The following is a 19,694-nucleotide window of genomic DNA, read 5'->3' on the forward strand; positions in this document are numbered from 1 at the left end:
GGGCCGCTTCGGCGGGCCGGCGGTGGTGAGACTGAGCGCCATGAACAGCTCAGTCAAGCTTCCGGCGCGGCCCGGAGCGTGCCCCGCCGATCACGCCTCTTGCCCTGCTCCCGCGCCGCCGTGGCGCCTCTACGGGCGACGCGTCGCCTGGATGATGATGGCCTCCGGCTGGAGCGCCAACCAGTTCTCCGCACTGCTGGGCGCCTACCGCACCGAGGCGGGCCTGTCGGAGTCCGCGGTGACCGGGCTGATCGCGGTGTACGTCCTCGGTCTGATCCCCGGACTGCTGGCCGGCGGCCCGCTGGCCGACCGCTACGGCCGTCGTCCGGTCGCGCTCCTCGCCCTGGGGGTCAATCTGCTGTCGACCTGTGTGCTCATGGCGGGCTCGGCCGAGCCATGGTGCCTGCTGCCGGGCCGGGTGCTGACCGGCCTCGGCGCGGGCGCACTGCTGGCCGCCGGCAGCGCATGGGTCAAGGAGCTGTCCTCCCCGCCGTACGACCTGACGGCGCCGCCGGGCACGGCGGCCAAGCGGTCGGGGATGTTCGTCTCCGCGGGCTTCGCCTCGGGAGGGCTGGCCGCCGCGCTGATCGCCCAGTGGGCGCCGTACCCGATGCTCTCCGCCTATCTGCCGCACCTCGTACTGGCCGTGGGAGCGGGAGCCGCCGCGTTCGGCGCGCCGGAGTCCCGGCCGGAGCGGCCCCGGCGGGCGGAGGAGGCCGGCGCCACCTCTGCCGCGCCGGTACCGGAAGCGTTCCCGCGGGCCCGTTTCTGGCGGGCCGTACTGCCGGTCGCCCCCTGGGTGTTCGCGGCCCCGACGGTCGGTTTCGTCACCCTGCCTCGCCTGGTCGACGGCGGCGTGACGGGATGGCAGACCATGTACGCCGGAGTCGCCACCGCCGTCGTCCCCGGCGCCGGGCTGGCCGTCCAGCCGCTGGCCCGGTACCTCGCCACCCGGCACCGGCTGGCCAACGGGGTCGCCGGACTCCTGGTCGTCGCGGCGGGATTCGGCTGCGCCGCACCCGCCGCGGCCACCCGGCAGCCGTGGTTCGCGCTCGCCGCCGCCGCGATCCTCGGTGCCGGCTACGGGCTGACCCTGAGCTTCGGCCTCACAGTGGTCGCCGCCCTCGCCCCGCGGGCCCGCCTGGCCCGGCTGACCTCCCTGTTCTGGACGCTGGCCTACACCGGCATGTTCGCCCCCTACGCCCTCACCGCACTGGCCTCCGCCGCGCTCGGCGTGCCCGCGCTGCTCGCGGCGGGCGCTCTCCTGGCGGTGCTGGTCTGCGCGGTGTTCGTCCTGCTCAACCGGGGCGGGGGCGGTGTCACCGCGGCACCGCTCAACTCGCCGGCGTCACCTGCTTGATGTACGCGTCGCTGAGGTCGCGTATGTCGACGGAGGCGTGGACCGTGACGCCGGGCACCGATGCCGTGTGGCTGCGCACCAGGTCCAGGATCGACTGGCTCAGCGCCGACTTGGTCTCCGCCGTACGGCCGGGCAGGATCGCCAACTCCACGTGGATCAGGGCCTGTCCGGGCTCGTCGTGCGCGATGACGGTCTCGTCGACGCGGCGGAAGCGGGTCTTGCAGCTTTCGATGGTGATGCCGTCGGCCGTCTTGGCGGCCAGTGAGTGCAGCTCGCGGGCGAAGCGGCGGCGGTCGAAGGATTCCTGCAGCGCTGCGTCGTAGTCAACGAGGATGTGCGGCATGTGCTCTCGTGCTCCTTGCGTCGCGGATGCGGGGTTGGGGAGGTGGATGTGGGGTTGGGGAGTGGGCTGCGGAGTGGAGTGGGAGTCGGGTCGGGGGAGTGGGGTTGGGGAGGTGGAACGGGTACGGATGGGGACGCTACCCGACCGTGCGGCGGGTGGTCGGTCCGGTGACCAACAGCACACATACTGATCAGTAACGTCACCGCTCCGCGGCCCTAAAGTGAGGCCGGACGGCGTCGCCGGGTACCCGGCGAAGGCCCCGCACCCCTCGATCCGACCAGGGAGACTGCATGCGCTCTCCGAAGGACTTCTTCCGCCCGCTGGCCGTCGGTGCCCCGACACCGGTGCGCGAGGTACCGTTCCGGCCCTCCCGGATGATCCACTTCTTCGACCCCGGCAACGAGAAGATGGCGGCGAAGGTACCGGCCATCGCTCCCACCGTGGACGTCCTGCTCGGCAATCTGGAGGACGCCGTCGCCGCGGACCGCAAGGAGGCGGCCAGGTCCGGCCTGGTGAAGATCGCCAAGGCCACGGACCTCGGCGACACGCAGCTGTGGACCAGGATGAACAGCCTGGACTCGCCGTGGGCGCTCGACGACCTGCTGACCCTGGTCACCGAGATCGGCGACAGACTCGACGTGATCATGGTGCCGAAGGTGGAGGGCGCCGAGGACATCCACTACGTCGACCGGCTGCTCGCCCAGCTGGAGGCCAAGGCGCGGATCCAGCGGCCGATCCTGGTGCACGCCATCCTGGAGACCGCCACCGGCGTCGCCAACGTCGAGGAGATCGCCGGAGCCAGCCCCCGGATGCAGGGCATCTCGCTCGGCCCCGCCGACCTGGCCGCCAGCCGCCGGATGAAGACCACCCGCATCGGCGGCGGCCACCCCGGATACCTCGTCCGCGAGGACCCGCACGGCACCGCACCCCGGGCCACCTTCCAGCAGGACCTGTGGCACTACACCCTGGCGCGGATGGTCGACGCCTGCGCGGCGCACGGCATCCTGCCGTACTACGGGCCGTTCGGCGACATCAAGGACACCACCGCCTGCGAGGACCAGTTCCGCAACGCCTTCCTGCTCGGCTGCGTCGGCGCCTGGAGTCTGCACCCGGTGCAGATCGCCATCGCCAAGCGGGTCTTCTCGCCCGCCCCGGCCGATGTCGCCTGGGCTCGTCAGGTCATCGACGCCATGGGCGACGGCACCGGCGCGGTGATGATCGACGGCAAGATGCAGGACGACGCCACATACAAGCAGTGCCAGGTGGTGGCCCGGCTCGCGGACGCCCTGGCCGCCCGCGACCCCGAACTGCGCGACGCCTACGCCGCGGCGGAATCCCACCAGGACTAGGGATTTCCGACACAGGCCCCAGCACAACGACGAGGAGTAAGACCGATGCCCGACGCGACCCTGCGGCCGCGCCGCTCCGTGCTCTACATGCCGGGCGCCAACGAACGCGCCCTGGAGAAGGCCAAGTCCATCCCCGCCGAAGCCCTCATCCTCGACCTTGAGGACGCGGTCGCCCCCGACGCCAAGGCGGACGCCCGCAAGCGGGTCGCGGCCGCCGCGGCCTCCGGGGAGTACGGCCACCGCGAGGTGACGATCCGCGTCAACGCGCCGGGCACACCCTGGTACGCCGACGACCTGCGGGCCGCCGCCGAGGCCGGCCCGGACGCGGTCGTCGTGCCCAAGGTGGAGTCCGCCGACACCGTACGGGAGGTCGAGCGCGCACTGGAGGCGGCCGGCGCCCCGGACCGTACGGCCGTCTGGGCGATGGTCGAGACCCCGCGCGCGATGCTGGACGCCCGCGCGGTGGCCGCCGCCAGTGAACGGCTCACCGTGCTGGTGATGGGCACCAACGACCTGGCCAAGGAGCTCCACGCCGAGCACGTCCCCGGCCGCGCCCCGCTGCTGACCGGTCTGTCGCTGGCGCTGCTGGGTGCCCGCGACGCCGGCAAGGCGATCCTGGACGGTGTCTACAACGACGTGCAGAACCCCGAGGGCTTCGAGGCCGAATGCGTGCAGGGGCGGCAGTTCGGCTTCGACGGGAAGACCCTGATCCACCCCTCGCAGGTCGAACCGTGCAACCGGGTGTTCGCTCCGTCCGCGGAGCAGATCGACCGCTCGCGGAGGATCATCGCGGCGTTCGAGGAGGCGATGCGCGAAGGCCGCGGAGTCGTCACCGTCGACGGGCGGCTGATCGAGAACATGCATGTGGAGGAGGCTCGGCGGGTCCTGGCGCTTTCCGCTGCGCTTGGCTAATCGCTGCGCTTGGCTGACCTCCCACGTTGTCGGCTGTCCCGCCGTACCTTCCGTTTCGCCGTTGCGCCTGCGGCGGGCCTTGTGTGTCGGGTGCGGGTCCGCGCCTCCGGACTGGCGTCCTGCGGCGCGGCCCCTCCCGTGGGTGGGAGGGGAGACGGTGAGTGGGGGTGGGTGTGGGTGGCTTACTGCCCGTGACCGTGCATAGAGAAATACCCCGGACCGAATTGACGGCCGGGGTATTTCTCTGCGTATATTGGGGGCTTCTCTGTTGATGAAGAGTAAAGAACAGATCCACCTTTCAAGTTGAAGAATATCCGAGCGGAGCTGAATTGTCAAACGAGGAATTGCGGCATGAGCAGGAATTCGCCGACATGCTCTACCGGCGCCTCGCCGAACTCCGGGCCGGGGCCGAAGCGGCGGTGCGGCAGGCGCTGCCCGAGGACCTGACCAATGCCCAGGCGCGCCTGGAACGCGATGTCCTGATCGGCGAGCAGTCCGGTCTGCTCGCCGCCATTGACGCGGGCGAGCAGGGCCTCTGTTTCGGTCGGCTGGCATTCCGTGACGGGCGCGATCACCACATCGGCCGCATCGGTATCCGGCGTGAGGACGCGAACCGCACCCCGCTCGTCATCGACTGGCGGGCCGAGGTCGCCCGCCCCTTCTACCTCGCCACCGGGCACACCCCGATGGGGCTGCGCCGCAGGCGGCACATCACGACGGAGGGCCGGCGCGTCACCGCGCTGCACGACGAGATCCTCGACCTCGCCGACACCCAGCGCACCGGACACGAAGGTGCCGACGCGGACGCCGTGCTGCTGGCCGCGCTGGATGAGGCACGCACCGGCCGTATGCACGACATCGTGCAGACCATCCAGGCCGAGCAGGACCGCATCATCCGTGCTCCGCACCACGGGGTGCTCGTGGTGGAGGGTGGTCCGGGTACCGGGAAGACCGTTGTCGCACTGCACCGCGCGGCATACCTGCTCTACGCGCACCGTGAGCTGCTGGCCCGCCGCGCCGTGCTCATCGTCGGCCCCAACCCGGCGTTCCTCGGCTACATCGAGGAGGTACTGCCCGCGCTCGGTGAGACCGGGGTGCTGCTCGCCACCCTCGGCGAGCTCTTCCCGGGCGTGACCGCGACCGGTGCCGACACCGCCCGGGCGGCCGAGGTCAAGGGCCGCGCGGCGATGGCGGACGCCCTGGCGCAGTTCGTCCGCGACCAGCAGCGGCTGCCCGACCCGGTGACCGTGATCGACCACGAGGACGGCGAGCTGCGGCTGGACGCGGAGATGGCGTCCGAGGCGCGGCGCCGGGCGCGCGAGACCGGGCTGCCGCACAACCTCGCCCGGCCCCACTTCGCGTTCCGCGTCATCGACGCGCTGACCGCCCAGCTGACCGAGCGGATCGGCGCCGACCCGTACGGCGGTCCCAACCTGCTCGGGCCCGACGACATCGCCCAGCTGGGGAAGGCGGTCGCGGCCAGCGCCGAAGTGCACCGTGCCATCGAGGAGTTGTGGCCGGCCCTGACACCGGAGGAGCTGGTCGCCGACTTCCTCGCCGATCCGGTGCACCTGCCGGACGCCGACGCCGAGGCGATCCGCCGCTCGGGCGGCGCCTGGACGCCCGCCGATGTGCCGCTGCTGGACGAGGCCGCCGAACTGCTCGGCCACGACGACACGGCGGCCCGGGTCGCCGCCGAGGCCGAGCGCCAGGAGCGGATCGCCTACGCACAGGGCGTGCTGGACCTCGCCTACGCCTCGCGGACCCATGAGTTCGAGGACAAGGACGACGAGGACTCCGAGGTGCTGGGCGTCCAGGACCTCATCGACGCCGAGGTGCTCGCGGACCGGCAGGAGGAGGCCGACCACCGCAGCGCCGCCGAACGCGCCGCCGCCGACCGCACCTGGGCCTTCGGCCACATCATCGTGGACGAGGCGCAGGAGCTCTCCGCGATGGCCTGGCGGCTGCTGATGCGCCGCTGCCCGACCCGCTCGATGACCCTGGTCGGCGACCCGGCCCAGACCGCGGAGCCGGGCGGCTGCGGCTCGTGGGACGCGATCCTCGCGCCGCACGTCGACGACCGCTGGCAGCATGTCCGGCTCGGCGTCAACTACCGCACGCCGACCGAGATCATGGAGGTCGCGGCGCGGGTGCCGCGGTCCGCGGACCCGGCGTTCGCACCGCCGCGCTCGATCCGCTCCACCGGCGTACGGCCCTGGGCGCGGCACACCGACGACCTGCCGGGTGCGGTCGCCGAAGCCGTCGCACGGGAGACCCAGGAGGCGGGCCGCCTCGTGGTGATCGCCCCCCGGGGCCACCACGAGGCTCTGGCGTCCGTGCTTCCGGCCGTCTCCGCCGGCCCCTCGCCGGATCTGACCAGTCCGGTCGTGCTGATCGATCCCCGGCAGGCCAAGGGCCTGGAATTCGACACGGTGCTGGTGGTGGAGCCGGACGAACTCGGGGCGAGCGACCTGTACGTCGCGCTCACCCGGGCGACCCAGCGGCTGGGCGTGATACACACCCGGCCGCTGCCCGCGGCGCTGGAGAGCCTGCTGCCGTCGGCCGCCGCCGCACCCGGTCGGTGAGCAACCGGGGCCGGGCCCTGTCGTCACGCTCCTGAACTCCTGCCCGCCGTAGGGCCGGCGGGAGCGTGACGGCAGGGCTTGCGGACGCCGGGGACGCCTGCGCGCCCCGTCTACGCCCCGGCAGCCCCTGTGTCACGGGTATGGACACGACCGCCTCCGGCAAAGGATCACCCCGTCCCAGCCCACGCCCTGCGGGAATCGGAGGTCCGGATGCCGGGGAAGCACCGGATGCGGCGGTGTCGTCACCGCACCCAGCACCGCGCTCGTGACGCCGCGTCCCGGACGGACGGGATCCGTACGGCGCTGGTCGTCGCGGTGGCCGGTGGTGCTCTGTGCGGCATGCTCGCCTCTCCCGTTCCGCCGGCTTCCGCCGAGGACCACCTTGCCGTCGCCGCGCGCCAGGTCGTCGAGCTGGTGAACGGGGAGCGCGCCGGGCACGGGTGTCCGCCGGTGCGGCCGGACGACGCGCTGCGGCAGGCGGCCCAGCGGCACGCGGACGACATGGCGGCCCGTGGTTTCTTCGCCCACACCGGCCCGGACGGCACCGGTCCGGGGCAGCGCATCACCGCGGCCGGCTACTCCTGGTCCGTGTACGGCGAGAACATCGCCGTCGCATGGCCGACCCCCGCCGCCGTCATGAAGGCCTGGATGAACAGCCCCGGCCATCGCGCCAACATCCTGAACTGCGACCTGGCGGAGGTCGGTGTGGGCATCACGTTCGGGACCGGCGGACCGTGGTGGGTACAGGACTTCGCCACCCCGGGCTGAGCCCTGCCGGAGGCCGGGCGTGCCCGGATATCGGGCACCACCTGCCTTTTTTCGACAAATACCGTTCTGCTCGGGGTCATTCCATTGACGTCACGCCGTTCACGGTGTGATGGTACGGCCGCTCGGCCATGGGCATGCCATGTCGGCGGCACGTCTCCGTCCAGGGCCGGGCGTTTCACCAGTACCTCCACCGGAAGTACTCGACACCCCCCTCAAGGAGCCATGGTGATACGAAGATTCACGGTGACCGGGGTCTCCCTCGCGGTCACCCTCGGAGCGGCCCTGCTCGGCGCGGATCCCACGGTCGCGGCCGCACCCGCGCACCTCGCCGCCCCGGACGTCGACGTGGCCAAGGTCCAGGCACACCTCACCGAGCTGCAGGCCATCGCGAACCGCAACGGCGGCAACCGAAGGTCCACCGGGCAGGGCTACCGGGACTCCGTCACCTACGTCAAGAACAAGCTCAAGGCGGCCGGTTACTCCGTCAGCGAACAGCCCTGCACCTCCGGCTGTTCGTCCGGGGCCGGTCCCAACCTGATCGCCGAGTGGCCCCAGGGAGACGCCGGCACGGTGTACATGTTCGGCTCGCACCTCGACGGCGTCAGGGCCGGACCGGGCATCAATGACAACGGCTCCGGCTCCGCCGCCCTGCTGGAGACGGCGCTCACCCTCGCCCGGGAGAACCCCGCCATGGCCGCCCGGGTCCGGTTCGCCTGGTGGACGGACGAGGAACAGGGCCTCAACGGCTCCGACTTCTACGTCCGGTCGCTCTCCGCCGCCGAGCGCGGCAGGATCAAGGCGTACTACAATTTCGACATGGTCGCCTCCACCAACGGCGGCTACTTCATCAACCACGTCGACTCCGCCGCCGCCCAGCCGATGAAGGAGTACTGGGACTCCCTCGACCTCCAGCCGGAGGAGAACACCGAGGGCGCGGGCCGCTCCGACGACTACTCCTTCGAGCAGGTCGGCATCCCGACGTCCGGCTACGCGATGGGAGCCGGCGCCCGGAAGACCTCCGCACAGGCGGCCAAGTGGGGCGGCACCGCCTACCGCTCCTACGACCCCTGCTACCACCAGTCCTGCGACACCACGGACAACATCAACGCCACCGGACTGAACCGCAGCGCGGACGGTATCGCGTACACCCTCTGGAAGCGTGCCGTCAGCGGCACGGGCGCAGCCGCCGGCTGACCCCGCCCCGATCGCCCCGGAGGGGCGCGACGACCGGCATCGGCACACCGATCGCCGGCCCTCAGTCGGCCTTCCGGGGCAATCGGCGTGCCAGGTTTCCCGCCAGATGCCGGGCGGCGAACGCCCCCTCTCCGTCGCGCGAGCTCAGCAGCCGCAGCAGCTCCACCGCCGCCTGCGCCTCCCGGAGCGTCAGCAGCGGAAGGCGCTCCTCGTCGGCGTCCACCACACCGTCCACCAGCCCCAGCAGCCGGTCATCCATGTCACTCATGATCGGCACAACGGGGCGCACTCGCGGAGAGTCACGGCGCGGGCGGCCGCGACCGCTCGGCGCACGCGGCGGTCTCGCTCCCGTGCCGGCGGTAGGGCAGGAGCGCGTGCACGGTCTTGCCGTACGGTGTCGGGCATACCGAGGTGGCGATCGCGAGCTGCCGGACCATGGGCCATCCGAAGCCCCCGCGGTCACCGTCGACATCCGGGCGGCGCGCCACCGGCGGGTCCGGACAGCCGTCACTCACGGCCACCGCGACGGCGTCGCCGCAGACGGCCAGGCGCAGGGAACACGAGGGGCCGCGGGCGTGCCGTACCGCGTTCGTGACGAGCTCGCTGACGACGAGCACCACGGCATCGGCGGCGCCCGGGTCCACCGGCGGCCGGAGGGATGCCAGGAAGCCGTGGGTGGCGGTGCGGGCGGCGGCTGCCGCGTGGGGGCAACTGTCCAGCGTCACCAGGTGCGCGGACGGCGTCGCGCCACGGTGCAGCGCCGTGGGGCTGCTCATGAGGTTCACCTCGTTTTCGGGCACGGGTCCAGCTCACGGAGAGTCAGCTCCCGTTCTGCCGATCGTCGGTGGACGAGGTATGGCCACGGCAATGACCTGCTGTGCCATGGCCGCCCTCCGGACGCAGCTGCTTCTACCCCGGTCACGCTGCGTTGATTCGTGTACCCGACGCCCGGTCCCCGGTCCTGGCCGACCGGGGACCGGGGACCGGGCGTCCTCCTACGAGGCGGCCTCCTGCCCGGTGAGCATGGCGGCCAGGACGGCGTGCCGGTCCTCGCCGGGCCGGGCGCGCAGCGGCTGGGCCAGCCGGTCGGCGCGGTAGTGCCAGTGGTGGTCGAGGTCCGGATGGACCTCGTCGGTCTCGCCGAACGCGCTGTCGCTGCCGAGCAGCCGGGCCAGATCGGCGGCGAGCTCCGGCCAGGCGACATGGCCGCTGACCGCGTTGGCGACACCGTGCACCGGCGCGTCCAGGCACGAGACCACCGCGCGGGCCAGCGCGGCCGCGTGCACCCAGGCCGCTCCGTACCACGCGTGGCCCTGCGCGCCCGGTCGCGGCAGGTCGAGCGGCCGGCCCTCCCGGACCGCCTGGTAGAGCAGTCCGGTGGCCCCCCAGCGCAGCTGGTCGCGCAGCCGGTCGTGCGGGCCCCACACCAGCGGGGAGCGGACCGCGCTCGCCCCGCCCCGGCCCCCGGTGCCGGCCGCCCGCAGCAGCAGCCGCTCACAGTCGGCCTTCGCCCGGCCGTACGGGCTGAGCGGCTCGCCCGGTGCGGCCTCCTCCGCCACCGTCCCGTCGGCGGGGTGCCCGTAGGCGTCCACACTGCTGACGAAGACGAACGGCCCACGCTGCCAGGCCTCGGCCATCGCCGCCATCGCCGCCATATCGGTCTCGGGCCGGGTGAAGGTGCAGGCGGCATGGATGACGGCGTCCGCGTCGGCCACGGCCCTGCGCAGTCCGTCCGGATCGCCGAGGTCGCCCTCGACCACCTCGACGCCGTCCGCCGCGACCAGGTGGGCGGATTCGGGGCGGGCCAGGGCCAGCACGGGCCGCCCTTGGGCGGCGAGTTCGCGCAGGACGAACGCGCCCACCCCGCCGGTGGCGCCGGTGACCAGCACCGCGCCGGTGCGGGACCGCCGCGGCCGGGCGGACCGTGCCGCGGGCGCGGCGGCGCGCTCGGCCGCCCGGGTGTCCAGCAGCGCGGTGACCGCGCGCGGCGTACGGGCCTGCATGATGTCCAGGCCGGTCAGCGGCAGGGTCAGCGCCTGGCGCAGCCGCTCGGCGAGCTGGACGGCGATCAGCGAGTGGCCGCCGAGAGCGAAGAAGTCGTCGTCGGGGGCGGGCGTCCGGCCCAGGAGCGCCGCGAAGCCGTCCCGCACGGCCGTGGCACGGGGCTCGTCCGGTGCGGGGGCGGCCGGCAGCCCGGGCAGCCGCGCGGGGTCGGCCGCGCCGTCGGCGGTCCGGGGGAGCGCGTCCAGCAGGGTGACCGCGACCGGGACCAGGTCCGGCGCCAGGCCGTCCCGCAGGTACGCCCGCAGGTCGGCGGGCGCGGGGCCGATCCGCTCCGGCAGCACCGCGAAGGCGTACGGCCGGCCGTCGGGTGCGGTCACCACCGCGGCCTGGGAGACCTGGGGGTGGGCGCTCAGCAGCACCTCGGCCGGATGCCCGCCGGGCCCGTCCGGGGACGCCGGTACCGCTGCCGTCGCCGGTGCCGTGACGGGCAGTTCGGAGAGCCGGTGGCCGGGGGCGTCCGCCACCGCGGCGAGCAGCGCGGCGTAGCCGGCGCCCAGGCCGGCCGCGGCCTCCTCGTCCAGCGCGGTCCGGCGGTACTGCACGAGACCGGCGGGCCGTTCGCTGTCCACCAGGCCGAAGGTGAGGTCGAACTTCGCCTCCCCGACGCCGACGTCCACGTGCTCGCTCACCGTCCCCGGGAGCTCCAGCACCGTGGGCGCGCCCAGGACGTCGGCGGTCACCCGGACGAGTGCTGTCCCGTCCGCGCTGCGGGCGGCGGCGCCGAGCCGCTCCAGGATCAGGTCGAACGGCGCCTCGCGGTACCGCTGGGCGTCGAACAGCGCGTCCCGTACCCGCTCCAGCAGCGTGCTGAACCACGGATCACCGGAGGCGTCGACGCGCAGCGGGAGGGTGTTGACGCACAGCCCGACCAGGCCGCGCATATCGGCGCCCTGCCGGTGGGTGCCGGCGACGCCGATGACGAGGTCGTCCTGCCCGGTGAAGCGGTGCAGCGCGGCGAAGGCCGCGGCGAGCGCGACGGTGAACACCGTGGCCCGGTGCCGCCGGCCCAGCTCGCGCAGGGCCTCCGGCACGTCCGGGGCCAGCGGCGTCAGGTGCGTGGCGGCGGGGCGGGCGCCGGCGTCGGCGGGCGGCCGTACCGGGCCGGGCAGCGGCGGCGGAGCGGCGCCTTCGAGGAGCCCAGCCCAATGGCGTACCCCGGCGTCGAGGCGGTCGGCGGCCCGCTGCTCACGCCGGGCGAACTCGGCGTACTGCGGCGGCTCCGCGCGCCAGGCGCCGGGTGCCGCCTCCGGCGCCGCGGCGTCCGCGTAGAGCGCCCCGAGCTCCGCCGCGACGGTGTCCAGGGACGGCCCGTCGATGGAGATGTGATGGAACGTCAGCGACACGGTGTGGTCCCGTTCGCCGTGCCGAAGGACCAGGGCGCGGGGCAGCGTTCCGGCGGACAGGTCGAACGGACGGCGCGCCTCCGCCACCAGCAGGGCCGGTGCCTCGTCCACGCCGGCGTCCACGACCGGTACCTCGATCGTCCCGGGCGCGGCGCACACCTCCTGGTACGGCTCGCCGTCCCGCTGCCCGTAACGGGTGCGCAGGATCTCGTGGCGGCGCACCAGCGAGGTCAGGGCGGTGGCCAGCGCGTTCACATCGAGCGGGCCGCGCAGCCGGGTGGCGAACGGCACGGCGTACGACGCGCCGCCCTCGCCGAGCCGGTCCATCAGCCACATCCGGCGCTGGGCGCGGGAGAGCGGCGCCGGGCCGGCCTGGGCGGCGGCCTCGGGACGCGGGGCGGGGCGAGGCGCCCGGGCGCGGGCCCGGCGCAGCAGCTCCTCCTGCAGGGCGGGGGCCGCGGTGCGGTCAGTGGTGGCCATCGGTGTCCTCCGGGGCGTGCGGGTGCAGATCGTGGTGTGCGGCGAGCAGCGCCCGCTCGACGAGGGCGGCCTGGTCCGCCACGGTGGGAGCGGCGAAGAAGTCGGCGAGCGTCAGCTCCACGCCCAGCTCCTCGCGCAGGTCGTCGGTGACGGCGAGGGCCAGCAGGGAGTGGCCGCCCAGGGCGAGGAACTCGGCGTCCGGGCGGGACACTTCGCGCCCCAGCGAACGGCTCCACAGCTCGGCCACGGCCTGCTCCAGCGGCGTCAGCGGCGCGGCCGGGGCCGTGCCGTCGTCCCCGGTGAGCAGGTCCGTCAGCGCGCGGCGGTCGACCTTGCCGGACGGGGTGAGCGGCAGCTCCCCGACGACGGTCAGCTCGTCCGGCACCAGATGGGCCGGCAGGACCGCGGCCAGCCGGTCCCGCAGCCCGGCCGGCCGGGGCACCGGCCCGGGCGCGGCGACGACGAAGGCGACCAGCCGGGCGTCGTCGGGGGAGGGGCGGTGCACGGCGACGGCGGCGTCGGCCACCTCGGGCTGCTCCCGCAGCGCGTGTTCGACCTCCCCCGGCTCGATCCGGAAGCCGCGGACCTTCACCTGGTCGTCCGTGCGCCCGTGGAAGTCCAGCACACCGTCCGGACGCCGCGAGACGACATCGCCGGTGCGGTAGAGCCGGCCCCACTCCGGATGGGAGACGAAACGCTCGGCGGTCAGCTCCGGCCGGCCGATGTAGCCCAGCGCCAGCCGGCTGCCGCCGACCCACAGTTCGCCGCGCTCACCGTCGGGCACCGGCCGGCCGCTGTCGTCCACGACGTACACCGAAGCGCCCGCGATGGGCAGGCCGATCGGTACCTGCCCGTCGCAGTCCGCGTCGGTGACCCGGTGGGCGGTGGCGAACGTCGTGGTCTCCGTGGGCCCGTAGCCGTTGACCAGCTCCAGCCAGGGGAACGCCCGCAGGACCTCGCGGGCATGGTGGGCGGCCAGCGCCTCCCCGCCCACCACCACCGTGCGCAGCAGCGCGAACAACCGGGAGTGGCGCACCGCCAGCTGGTGGAAGAGCGCGGTGGTGAAGAACGCCACCGTGACGCCGTGGCGCTCCGCCTGCTGGGCCAGATCCTCCAGTGACGGCCGCTCCACGGCACACACCACCACCGCCGCGCCATTGGCGAGCGCGCTCCACACCTCGAACGTCGAGGCGTCGAAGGTCATCGGCGAATGGAACAGCACCCGGTCACGGGCGGTCAGGGTCACATACGCGGGATCGGTGACCAGCTCGGCGATGGCACGGTGCGCGACCGCCACACCCTTGGGCCGGCCGGTGGACCCGGAGGTGAACATGATGAACGCGGCGGTGTCCCGGTCCGGTTCGGCGGCGGACGCGGGGCCGGCCGCCGGTGCCTCGGCCGCCGGTGCCTCGGCGGTCAGCGGCTCGTCGTCGGCCAGGAACACGTCGGCCGGCGGCTCGTCGGGCAGCGCGAGGGTGGCACCGGCCGGCGCGGCGGACTCCAGCAGCTTGCCGTCCCCGACGGTCAGTGACACGCCGGCGTCCGCGGCCAGCGCCTCGCTGCGGGGGCGCGGATGCGCCGGATCGAGCGGTACGCAGACCGCGCCGGCCCGCCACAGCGCCAGCTGGGCCACGACGGTACGGGCCGAGCGCGCCATCAGCAGCGCCACCGCGTCGCCCTGCCGTACGCCGTGCCGCCGCAGGTAGCGGGCGAGGGCCCGGGCCGCGGCGTCCAGCTGGGCGTAGGTCAGCGTGCGGTCGCCGTCGGCCACCGCCAGTGCGTGCGGGCTCCGTTGGGCATGCCATGCCACCAGAGCGGGCAGACCGGCCGACGGCCCGGGACGCACACCCGGGTCGGCGGGCGCGGCGAGGCCCCCGGAGGCGGCGGGCTCGCTCGGCAGGCGGTGATCGGTGGACACGGGCCCTTCCTTCCGGAGGTCGTGGGGGTAGGGGGAGTGGGTGGTCATCTCAGGCTCCCGCCGGGCTCAGGGCCGCGCGCCGGGCGTCGACGAGGGCCGCCACCGCACGCAGGTCGGGCTGCCGCAGCAGCTCCGGGGCGCGCAGCCGTACCCCGCCGTCCCGCTCGATGACGGTCAGCAGCCGGGCGGCGAGGATCGAGGTGCCGCCCGCCCCGGTGAAGCTGTCCGCCAGGGTGACGTCCGGGCGGGCGAGGAGGTCCCGCACCGCTTCGAGCACCAGCCGCTCACCGGGAGTTCCGGTCCCGGCTCCGGCCTCCTGGCCGGCCGGCGCGGCGGAGCCGCCTCCGCTCGCCTCCTCCGTCGCCCGGCGGGTCAGATCGGCCCGGTCCACCTTGCCGTTGGCGTCCAGGGGGAAGGACGCGACGATGCGTACGTCCGACGGTACGGCCTGCTCGGGCAGCCAGGCCCGGACCCCGGGGAGCAACCCGTCCGCGGTGGGGGCGGCACCGGCCGCCGGCCGTACGTACGCCACCAGGCGGGCCCGACCGTCAGGCGTCCGCGGTGCGACGACGACGGCGCTGCGCACCGCCGGGTCCTGCTCGAACGCGGCCTCCACCTCCGCCGGTTCGATCCGCACCCCGCTGATCTTCACCTGGTCGTCGAGCCGGCCGAGGAACTCCAGCTGCCCGTCGGCCCGCATCCGCACCCGGTCGCCGGTGCGGTACAGGCGGTCCACGCCCGGCAGGCCGGCGCCCTCGGGCGGCGCGATGAAGCGGTCCGCGGTCAGGGCGGGGTCCAGGTAGCCGAGGGACAGACACCGTCCGCCCAGGAGCAGTTCGCCCTCCGTGCCGCGGGCGACGGGGAGTCCGTCCGGGCCGGTGACGACGACGGTCGCGCCCGGGACCGGCCTCCCGATGGGCGGCGCGCTCTCCTCGTCCGCCTCCGGGTCCGTGCCACGCATGGCGCAGGTGGTGGCCATGACGGTGGCCTCGGCCGGCCCGTAGGCGTTGTGGACGGTGGCGGTCACGTCGGCGCCGGGGCGGCGGCGCAGACGGTCGCCTCCGGTGAACAGGTGGCGCAGCGCCAGGCCGGCGGGCCAGGGCCGGTCCAGCAGCGGCTCGATCATCGGTGTCGCCGAGACCACCACCGTGACCCCGGACGTACGCCACCACTCGACGAGCACCTCGGAGTCCCAGCGGACCTCGTCCGGCGCGGGCACCAGCGCCGCGCCGGACGTCAGCCCGGCCCACAGCTCCAGCAGGTGCGGGTCGAAGGCCACGCCGATGAGCAGCGACTGCCGGTCCCCGGGGGCCAGTCCGGTCTCGGTGCGGAACCAGTCGAGCAGTGTGCCGAGCGCGTCCTCGGCGACCGCCACCGCCTTGGGGCGGCCGGTCGAACCGGAGGTCAGCACGGCGTAGAACGCCCCGGCCGGCGCGGACCGGGCCCCCTGCGGCGGCTCGGCGAACGCCGCCACCGCCTCGGCGGGGGCGTTCGCGCCCGCCGACGGCAGCGGCAGCGCCACCCGCTCGGCCGTCCGGTACCGCGACGGCAGCAGGCCCGGTTCGCCGATCAGGCAGACCACGTTGAGGTCCTCGGTGACGGCGCCGACGCGGCGCTCACCGGGCTGCGGGCCGAGCGGCAGATAGACGGCGCCGAGCCGGGCCAGCGCGACGGCGCACACCACCAGCGCGGCGGACCGGTCGAGGCAGACGCCGACCAGGTCGCCGGGCCGGACCCGGCCGCGCAGCGCCTGTGCGACCTCGTCGGCGGCGGCGTCGATCTGCCGGTACGTCCAGGTGTGGGCGCCGTCGAGTACCGCGGGGGCCTCGGGCGAACGGGCGGTCCACGCCGCGAAGCGGGCGAGCGGACCGGCCGCGGGGCCGGCCTCGGGGGCCGCGCCATGGGCGATGCCGAGCGGGGTCTCCGGCGGGGCGGAGGGTACGGCGGGGACCGCTCGGGCGGTCTCGGGCTGGGTCATCACGACTCCGTCAGGGGGGACGTAGCGGCAGGGACGGGCACGGTGGTGGCGACGGCCGCGAGGGCCTCGGCCTGCTCGGCGAGCACCGGGTTCTGGAACAGCAGCCGCAGCGGCGGGCGGGCGCCCAGGTGGGGCTCCAGCCAGGCGGCCAGCTGCGCGGCGAGCAGCGAATGCCCGCCGATGTGGAAGAAGTGCGAGGCCGCGCCGAAGTCGCGGTGGCCCAGGACCTCGTGCCAGCCGTCGGCGAGCAGCGCAGCCAGCGGGTCGTCGGGCACCGCTCCGGCGGCCTCGCTCTCCGGGACCGGCGCCACGGGCGCGGCCGGCTCCAGCGCGGCGGCCCGCCGGGACAGCGCCACCCGGTCCGGTTTGCCGCCGGCCAGCCGCGGCAGCGTGTCCAGGCGCGCCCACCGCGCGGGTACCAGGGCGGTCGGCAGGCGGCGGCTCAACTCCGTGTGCAGCGCCTGCTCGTCGCAGGCCGCCACCTGGTCGGTGGTGTCCTCCAGGAAGCCGACGAGCCGGGGGCCGCCGGAAGCGTCGCGGTCCAGGACGACGGCGCAGGACCGGCCGCCGAGCGCCGCCGAGGCGGCGGCCTCCACCTCCTCCAGCTCGATGCGGTAGCCGCGCAGCTTGATCTGGTTGTCCCGGCGTCCCAGGAAGTACAGCAGCCCGTCGCGGCCCCGGTAGCCGACGTCTCCGGTGAGGTAGACCCGCTCGCCGCCGAGTGCGTCGAGGGTGCGGAACCGTGCCGCGGTCGCCTCGGGGTTGCCGACGTACCCCTCGGCGAGTCCGGCGCCGGCGATGGCGAGTTCCCCGACCGCGCCGTCCGGCAGCGGACGGTGACAGTCGTCCAGGACGTGGATCCGTTCGCCGGGCAGCTCGCCGCCGAGCGGGATCTCGGCCCCGTCGGCCAGGCCGTCCCGGGTGATCTCGTGGACGGTGGAGCTGATGGCGGCCTCGGTCACCCCGTAGACGTTGAGCACGGTGGCGTCGGTGTCGGCCAGGAACGCGCGCAGCACATCGGCGGGGAGGCGCTCGCCGCCGAGGGCCAGCAGCCGCGGCGCCCACCGGCCGTCGCGGAGCGCGGGCCGGAGTTCCTCGCGGGTGGCGAGGAAGTAGCTGGTGGGCAGGTTCGCCACGGTGACGCGGGACGCGGCCAGCAGCTCGGCCAGCTCGCCGCCGGTGGGCACCTCCTGCTCGGGAACGACCAGGCACGCGCCGGCGTGCAGCGACGGCAGCACCTCTTCGAGGGCCACGTCGAACGACGGCTGGGCGAACAGCAGCACCCGGTCACCCGTGGCCAGCCCGAACCGCTCGGCCGTGCCGGTCAGATGGTTCTCCAGCGCGGCCCGCCCCACGGCGACGGCCTTGGGTATGCCCGTCGACCCGGAAGTGTGAATGATGTACGAGGCGCCGGGCACCGTCTCGGCGTTCCGGGCCGGGGGGAGAGCCGGGGCGTCGACCGGGGCGGCCGGCAGACCGGCCGGGACGGCGACGGCGGAGGCGGTGGCTCCGGAGGGGGTGAGGACGAGGGCCGGGCCCAGCCGGTCCAGCAGCAGCTCCAGACGGGCCGCCGGGTCGGACGGCGAGAGCGGGCAGTACACCGCCCCGGTCCGCAGGCACGCCAGCAGCGTCACGACGGAGTCGGCGCCGCGCGGCAGCACGGCGGCCACCGGCTGACCGGCCGTCACACCCGCCTCGCGCATTCGCCGGGCGAGCGAGGCCACCTGGGCGTCGAGGTCGCCGTAGGTGATCCGGCGGGCGCCGATGAGCAGCGCCGGGAGCTCCGGGTCGTGGTCGGCGGCGGGGTCGAGCGGGTCGCGGCCGGTCGCCCGGGGCGCGGCGGCCGGGGCGGGCGCGGCGGGCGGCGGCGCCAGCTCGGCGAGGGTCGTGCCCGGCGCGTCGAGGTAGGCCCGCAGCAGGTCCAGGAGCCGCCCGGCGAGCAGCTTCGCCACGTCCTCGTCGAACAGGTCGGCGTCGTAGTCCCAGACCAGGGTCATGCCCGCGGCGCCGTGCCGGGGGCTGACGCCGCGCCGGTCGTCCGGCAGCAGCACCACGTCCAGGTCGAAGCGGGTGGTGCCGGTGTTGAAGCCCTCGAAGAGAGTGATGTCCAGACCGGGGACGTCGATCTCCGGGAGCTCGGCGTCGTGGGCGCTGAACATCACGCTGAACAGCGGGTTGTCCGCGCCGGAGGTGTGCAGGCCGAGCGCGCGGGTCAGCTCCTGGACCGGTACCTCCTGGTGCGGCAGCGCGCGGATCAGGGTGTCGGTCACCTCGTCCATGGACTCCTCGGCCGGTGCGGCCGGGTCCAGCCGCAGCGGCAGCGGAATGGTGTTCACGAACATGCCCACGGTGTCCTCGAACCCGCGGGGGCGGTTGCCGACCGCGGTGCCGACGACCATCTGCGAGCGGCCGCTGTGCCGGCGCAGCAGCTCGGCGAAGAGGCCCAGGAGCGCGGCGAAGGGCGTGAGCCCCCGGTCCCGGGCGTGCTCCCGCAGGCGCTCGGCCAGATCCGCGCCGATCGACTGGCGCAGCTGGCCGCCGTGGTGCCGGCGCCGGGCGCCGGGCCGGGTCAGCCCGGGCAGCGGCATGTCGTACGCCAGCTCTCCCAGTTCACCGGTCCAGAACGCGAGCCCGGCCTGCCGGTCCGCCTCGGTGGCGGCACTGTCCGCCGCCCGGGCCCGGACGTGGTCGGCGTACGAGGACGCGGCGGGCAGCTCGGCCGGCTCGCCCAGGACGCGGCCCCGGTAGACGGTGAAGACGTCGCGCAGCAGGATCGCGAAGGAGTGGCCGTCGTGGATCAGATGGTGCTCCACGTGGATGAGCCGGTGCCGGTCCGCCGCCAGCCGCACCAGGGTCCAGCGCAGCAGCGGCGCCTCGTGGGTGTCGAGCGGTGTCTCGGCCTCCGTGCGCAGCAGCTCCTGGAAGGCCGCCTGGGGGTCGGCGGCCGTGCTGAGGTCCACGGTCCGCAGCCGCGGCCGGCAGCCCTCGGCGACCCGCTGGCCGGGCATCGCCCCCGGGACGGCGACGAGCTCCAGGCGCAGACCGGGGTGCCGGTCGAGGACGGCGGTGAGCGCGTGGTGCAGGGCCTCGGCGTCGAGGGTGCCCCACAGGTCGAGGGCGGCGGTGAAGTTGTAGGCGCGGCTGCCCGGTTGCACCTGTTCGTGCAGCCAGACGATCTCCTGCGAGGAGGAGAGCGGAAGCATGGGCGGTCCCTGAGGCGTCGTTGGGTCGGGGAAGGGGCGGCGGGCCTGGGCGGCCGGCCGCGGGTGCACGGACCGGCCGCGGATCGCGCATGCCGGTTCCGTGATGTCGGGTTCTGGTGCCGTGGGTCCGGTCCGGCGGATACCGGTCCGGTGGCTACCGGTCCGTGGCGGGGCGGGTCCGGTGGTCGGGTGGGGCC

At 74.6% G+C, this 19,694-nt stretch carries 13 protein-coding genes; 6 read left to right on the forward strand and 7 right to left on the reverse strand.

The window, feature by feature from the left end:
• Positions 1 to 40 precede the first annotated feature (40 nt).
• The gene (locus AZE13_RS22180; RefSeq protein ID WP_258527921.1) at positions 41 to 1,360 is read left to right on the forward strand and encodes an MFS transporter; all 1,320 of its coding nucleotides are present in this window, start codon (positions 41 to 43) and stop codon (positions 1,358 to 1,360) included.
• Here AZE13_RS22180 and AZE13_RS22185 read toward each other — a convergent pair.
• Entirely contained in the window at positions 1,335 to 1,703 is a 369-nt protein-coding gene (locus tag AZE13_RS22185; protein WP_066934738.1) for a 5-carboxymethyl-2-hydroxymuconate Delta-isomerase, read from the reverse strand. The two genes, AZE13_RS22180 and AZE13_RS22185, sit on opposite strands and share 26 nt — an antisense overlap.
• A gap of 290 nt (positions 1,704 to 1,993) precedes the next feature.
• Here AZE13_RS22185 and AZE13_RS22190 point away from each other — a divergent pair, with 290 nt between their 5' ends.
• The 5 genes from AZE13_RS22190 (at position 1,994) to AZE13_RS22210 (ending at position 8,511) form a co-directional block, all read left to right on the forward strand.
• Positions 1,994 to 3,052 carry an HpcH/HpaI aldolase/citrate lyase family protein gene (locus AZE13_RS22190; protein WP_066934741.1) on the forward strand — a complete coding sequence of 353 codons (1,059 nt, stop codon included), beginning with the start codon at positions 1,994 to 1,996 and terminating at the stop codon, positions 3,050 to 3,052.
• Positions 3,053 to 3,097: 45 nt separating this feature from the next.
• Positions 3,098 to 3,964 (forward strand): HpcH/HpaI aldolase/citrate lyase family protein, encoded by an 867-nt coding sequence (locus AZE13_RS22195; protein ID WP_066934745.1) that lies wholly within the window; start codon positions 3,098 to 3,100, stop codon positions 3,962 to 3,964.
• A gap of 371 nt (positions 3,965 to 4,335) precedes the next feature.
• Positions 4,336 to 6,549 (forward strand): HelD family protein, encoded by a 2,214-nt coding sequence (locus AZE13_RS22200; RefSeq protein WP_258527930.1) that lies wholly within the window; start codon positions 4,336 to 4,338, stop codon positions 6,547 to 6,549.
• Between the two features lie 210 nt (positions 6,550 to 6,759).
• Positions 6,760 to 7,317: a CAP domain-containing protein gene (locus tag AZE13_RS22205; RefSeq protein WP_066934751.1), complete on the forward strand. Its 558-nt coding sequence runs from the start codon at positions 6,760 to 6,762 to the stop codon at positions 7,315 to 7,317.
• Between the two features lie 222 nt (positions 7,318 to 7,539).
• A complete protein-coding gene (locus tag AZE13_RS22210; protein ID WP_066934753.1) occupies positions 7,540 to 8,511 on the forward strand; it encodes a M28 family metallopeptidase in 972 nt (323 codons plus the stop codon).
• 61 nt (positions 8,512 to 8,572) lie between these two features.
• Here the strand turns inward: AZE13_RS22210 and AZE13_RS22215 are convergent, their stop codons facing one another.
• The 6 genes from AZE13_RS22215 to AZE13_RS22240 all read right to left on the reverse strand — a co-directional run bounded on the left by AZE13_RS22215 (position 8,573) and on the right by AZE13_RS22240 (position 19,497).
• Positions 8,573 to 8,779: a hypothetical protein gene (locus tag AZE13_RS22215; RefSeq protein WP_258527922.1), complete on the reverse strand. Its 207-nt coding sequence runs from the start codon at positions 8,777 to 8,779 to the stop codon at positions 8,573 to 8,575.
• Between the two features lie 31 nt (positions 8,780 to 8,810).
• Positions 8,811 to 9,287 carry an ATP-binding protein gene (locus tag AZE13_RS22220; RefSeq protein ID WP_066934757.1) on the reverse strand — a complete coding sequence of 159 codons (477 nt, stop codon included), beginning with the start codon at positions 9,285 to 9,287 and terminating at the stop codon, positions 8,811 to 8,813.
• Between the two features lie 219 nt (positions 9,288 to 9,506).
• On the reverse strand, positions 9,507 to 12,398 hold the full coding sequence (locus AZE13_RS22225; RefSeq protein WP_066934760.1) for a condensation domain-containing protein: 2,892 nt from the start codon (positions 12,396 to 12,398) through the stop codon (positions 9,507 to 9,509).
• Entirely contained in the window at positions 12,385 to 14,316 is a 1,932-nt protein-coding gene (locus AZE13_RS22230; protein WP_258527923.1) for a non-ribosomal peptide synthetase, read from the reverse strand. The genes AZE13_RS22225 and AZE13_RS22230 overlap by 14 nt, the downstream gene beginning before the upstream one ends.
• Positions 14,317 to 14,365: 49 nt before the next feature.
• Positions 14,366 to 16,294 (reverse strand): non-ribosomal peptide synthetase, encoded by a 1,929-nt coding sequence (locus tag AZE13_RS22235; protein ID WP_066934766.1) that lies wholly within the window; start codon positions 16,292 to 16,294, stop codon positions 14,366 to 14,368.
• Positions 16,294 to 19,497 (reverse strand): non-ribosomal peptide synthetase, encoded by a 3,204-nt coding sequence (locus tag AZE13_RS22240; protein WP_066934769.1) that lies wholly within the window; start codon positions 19,495 to 19,497, stop codon positions 16,294 to 16,296. Before AZE13_RS22240 ends, AZE13_RS22235 begins: the two co-directional genes overlap by 1 nt.
• Positions 19,498 to 19,694 lie beyond the last annotated feature (197 nt).

The organism is Streptomyces sp. NBRC 110611 (genome assembly GCF_001590865.1).
In the GTDB taxonomy this organism is placed as follows: domain Bacteria; phylum Actinomycetota; class Actinomycetes; order Streptomycetales; family Streptomycetaceae; genus Streptomyces.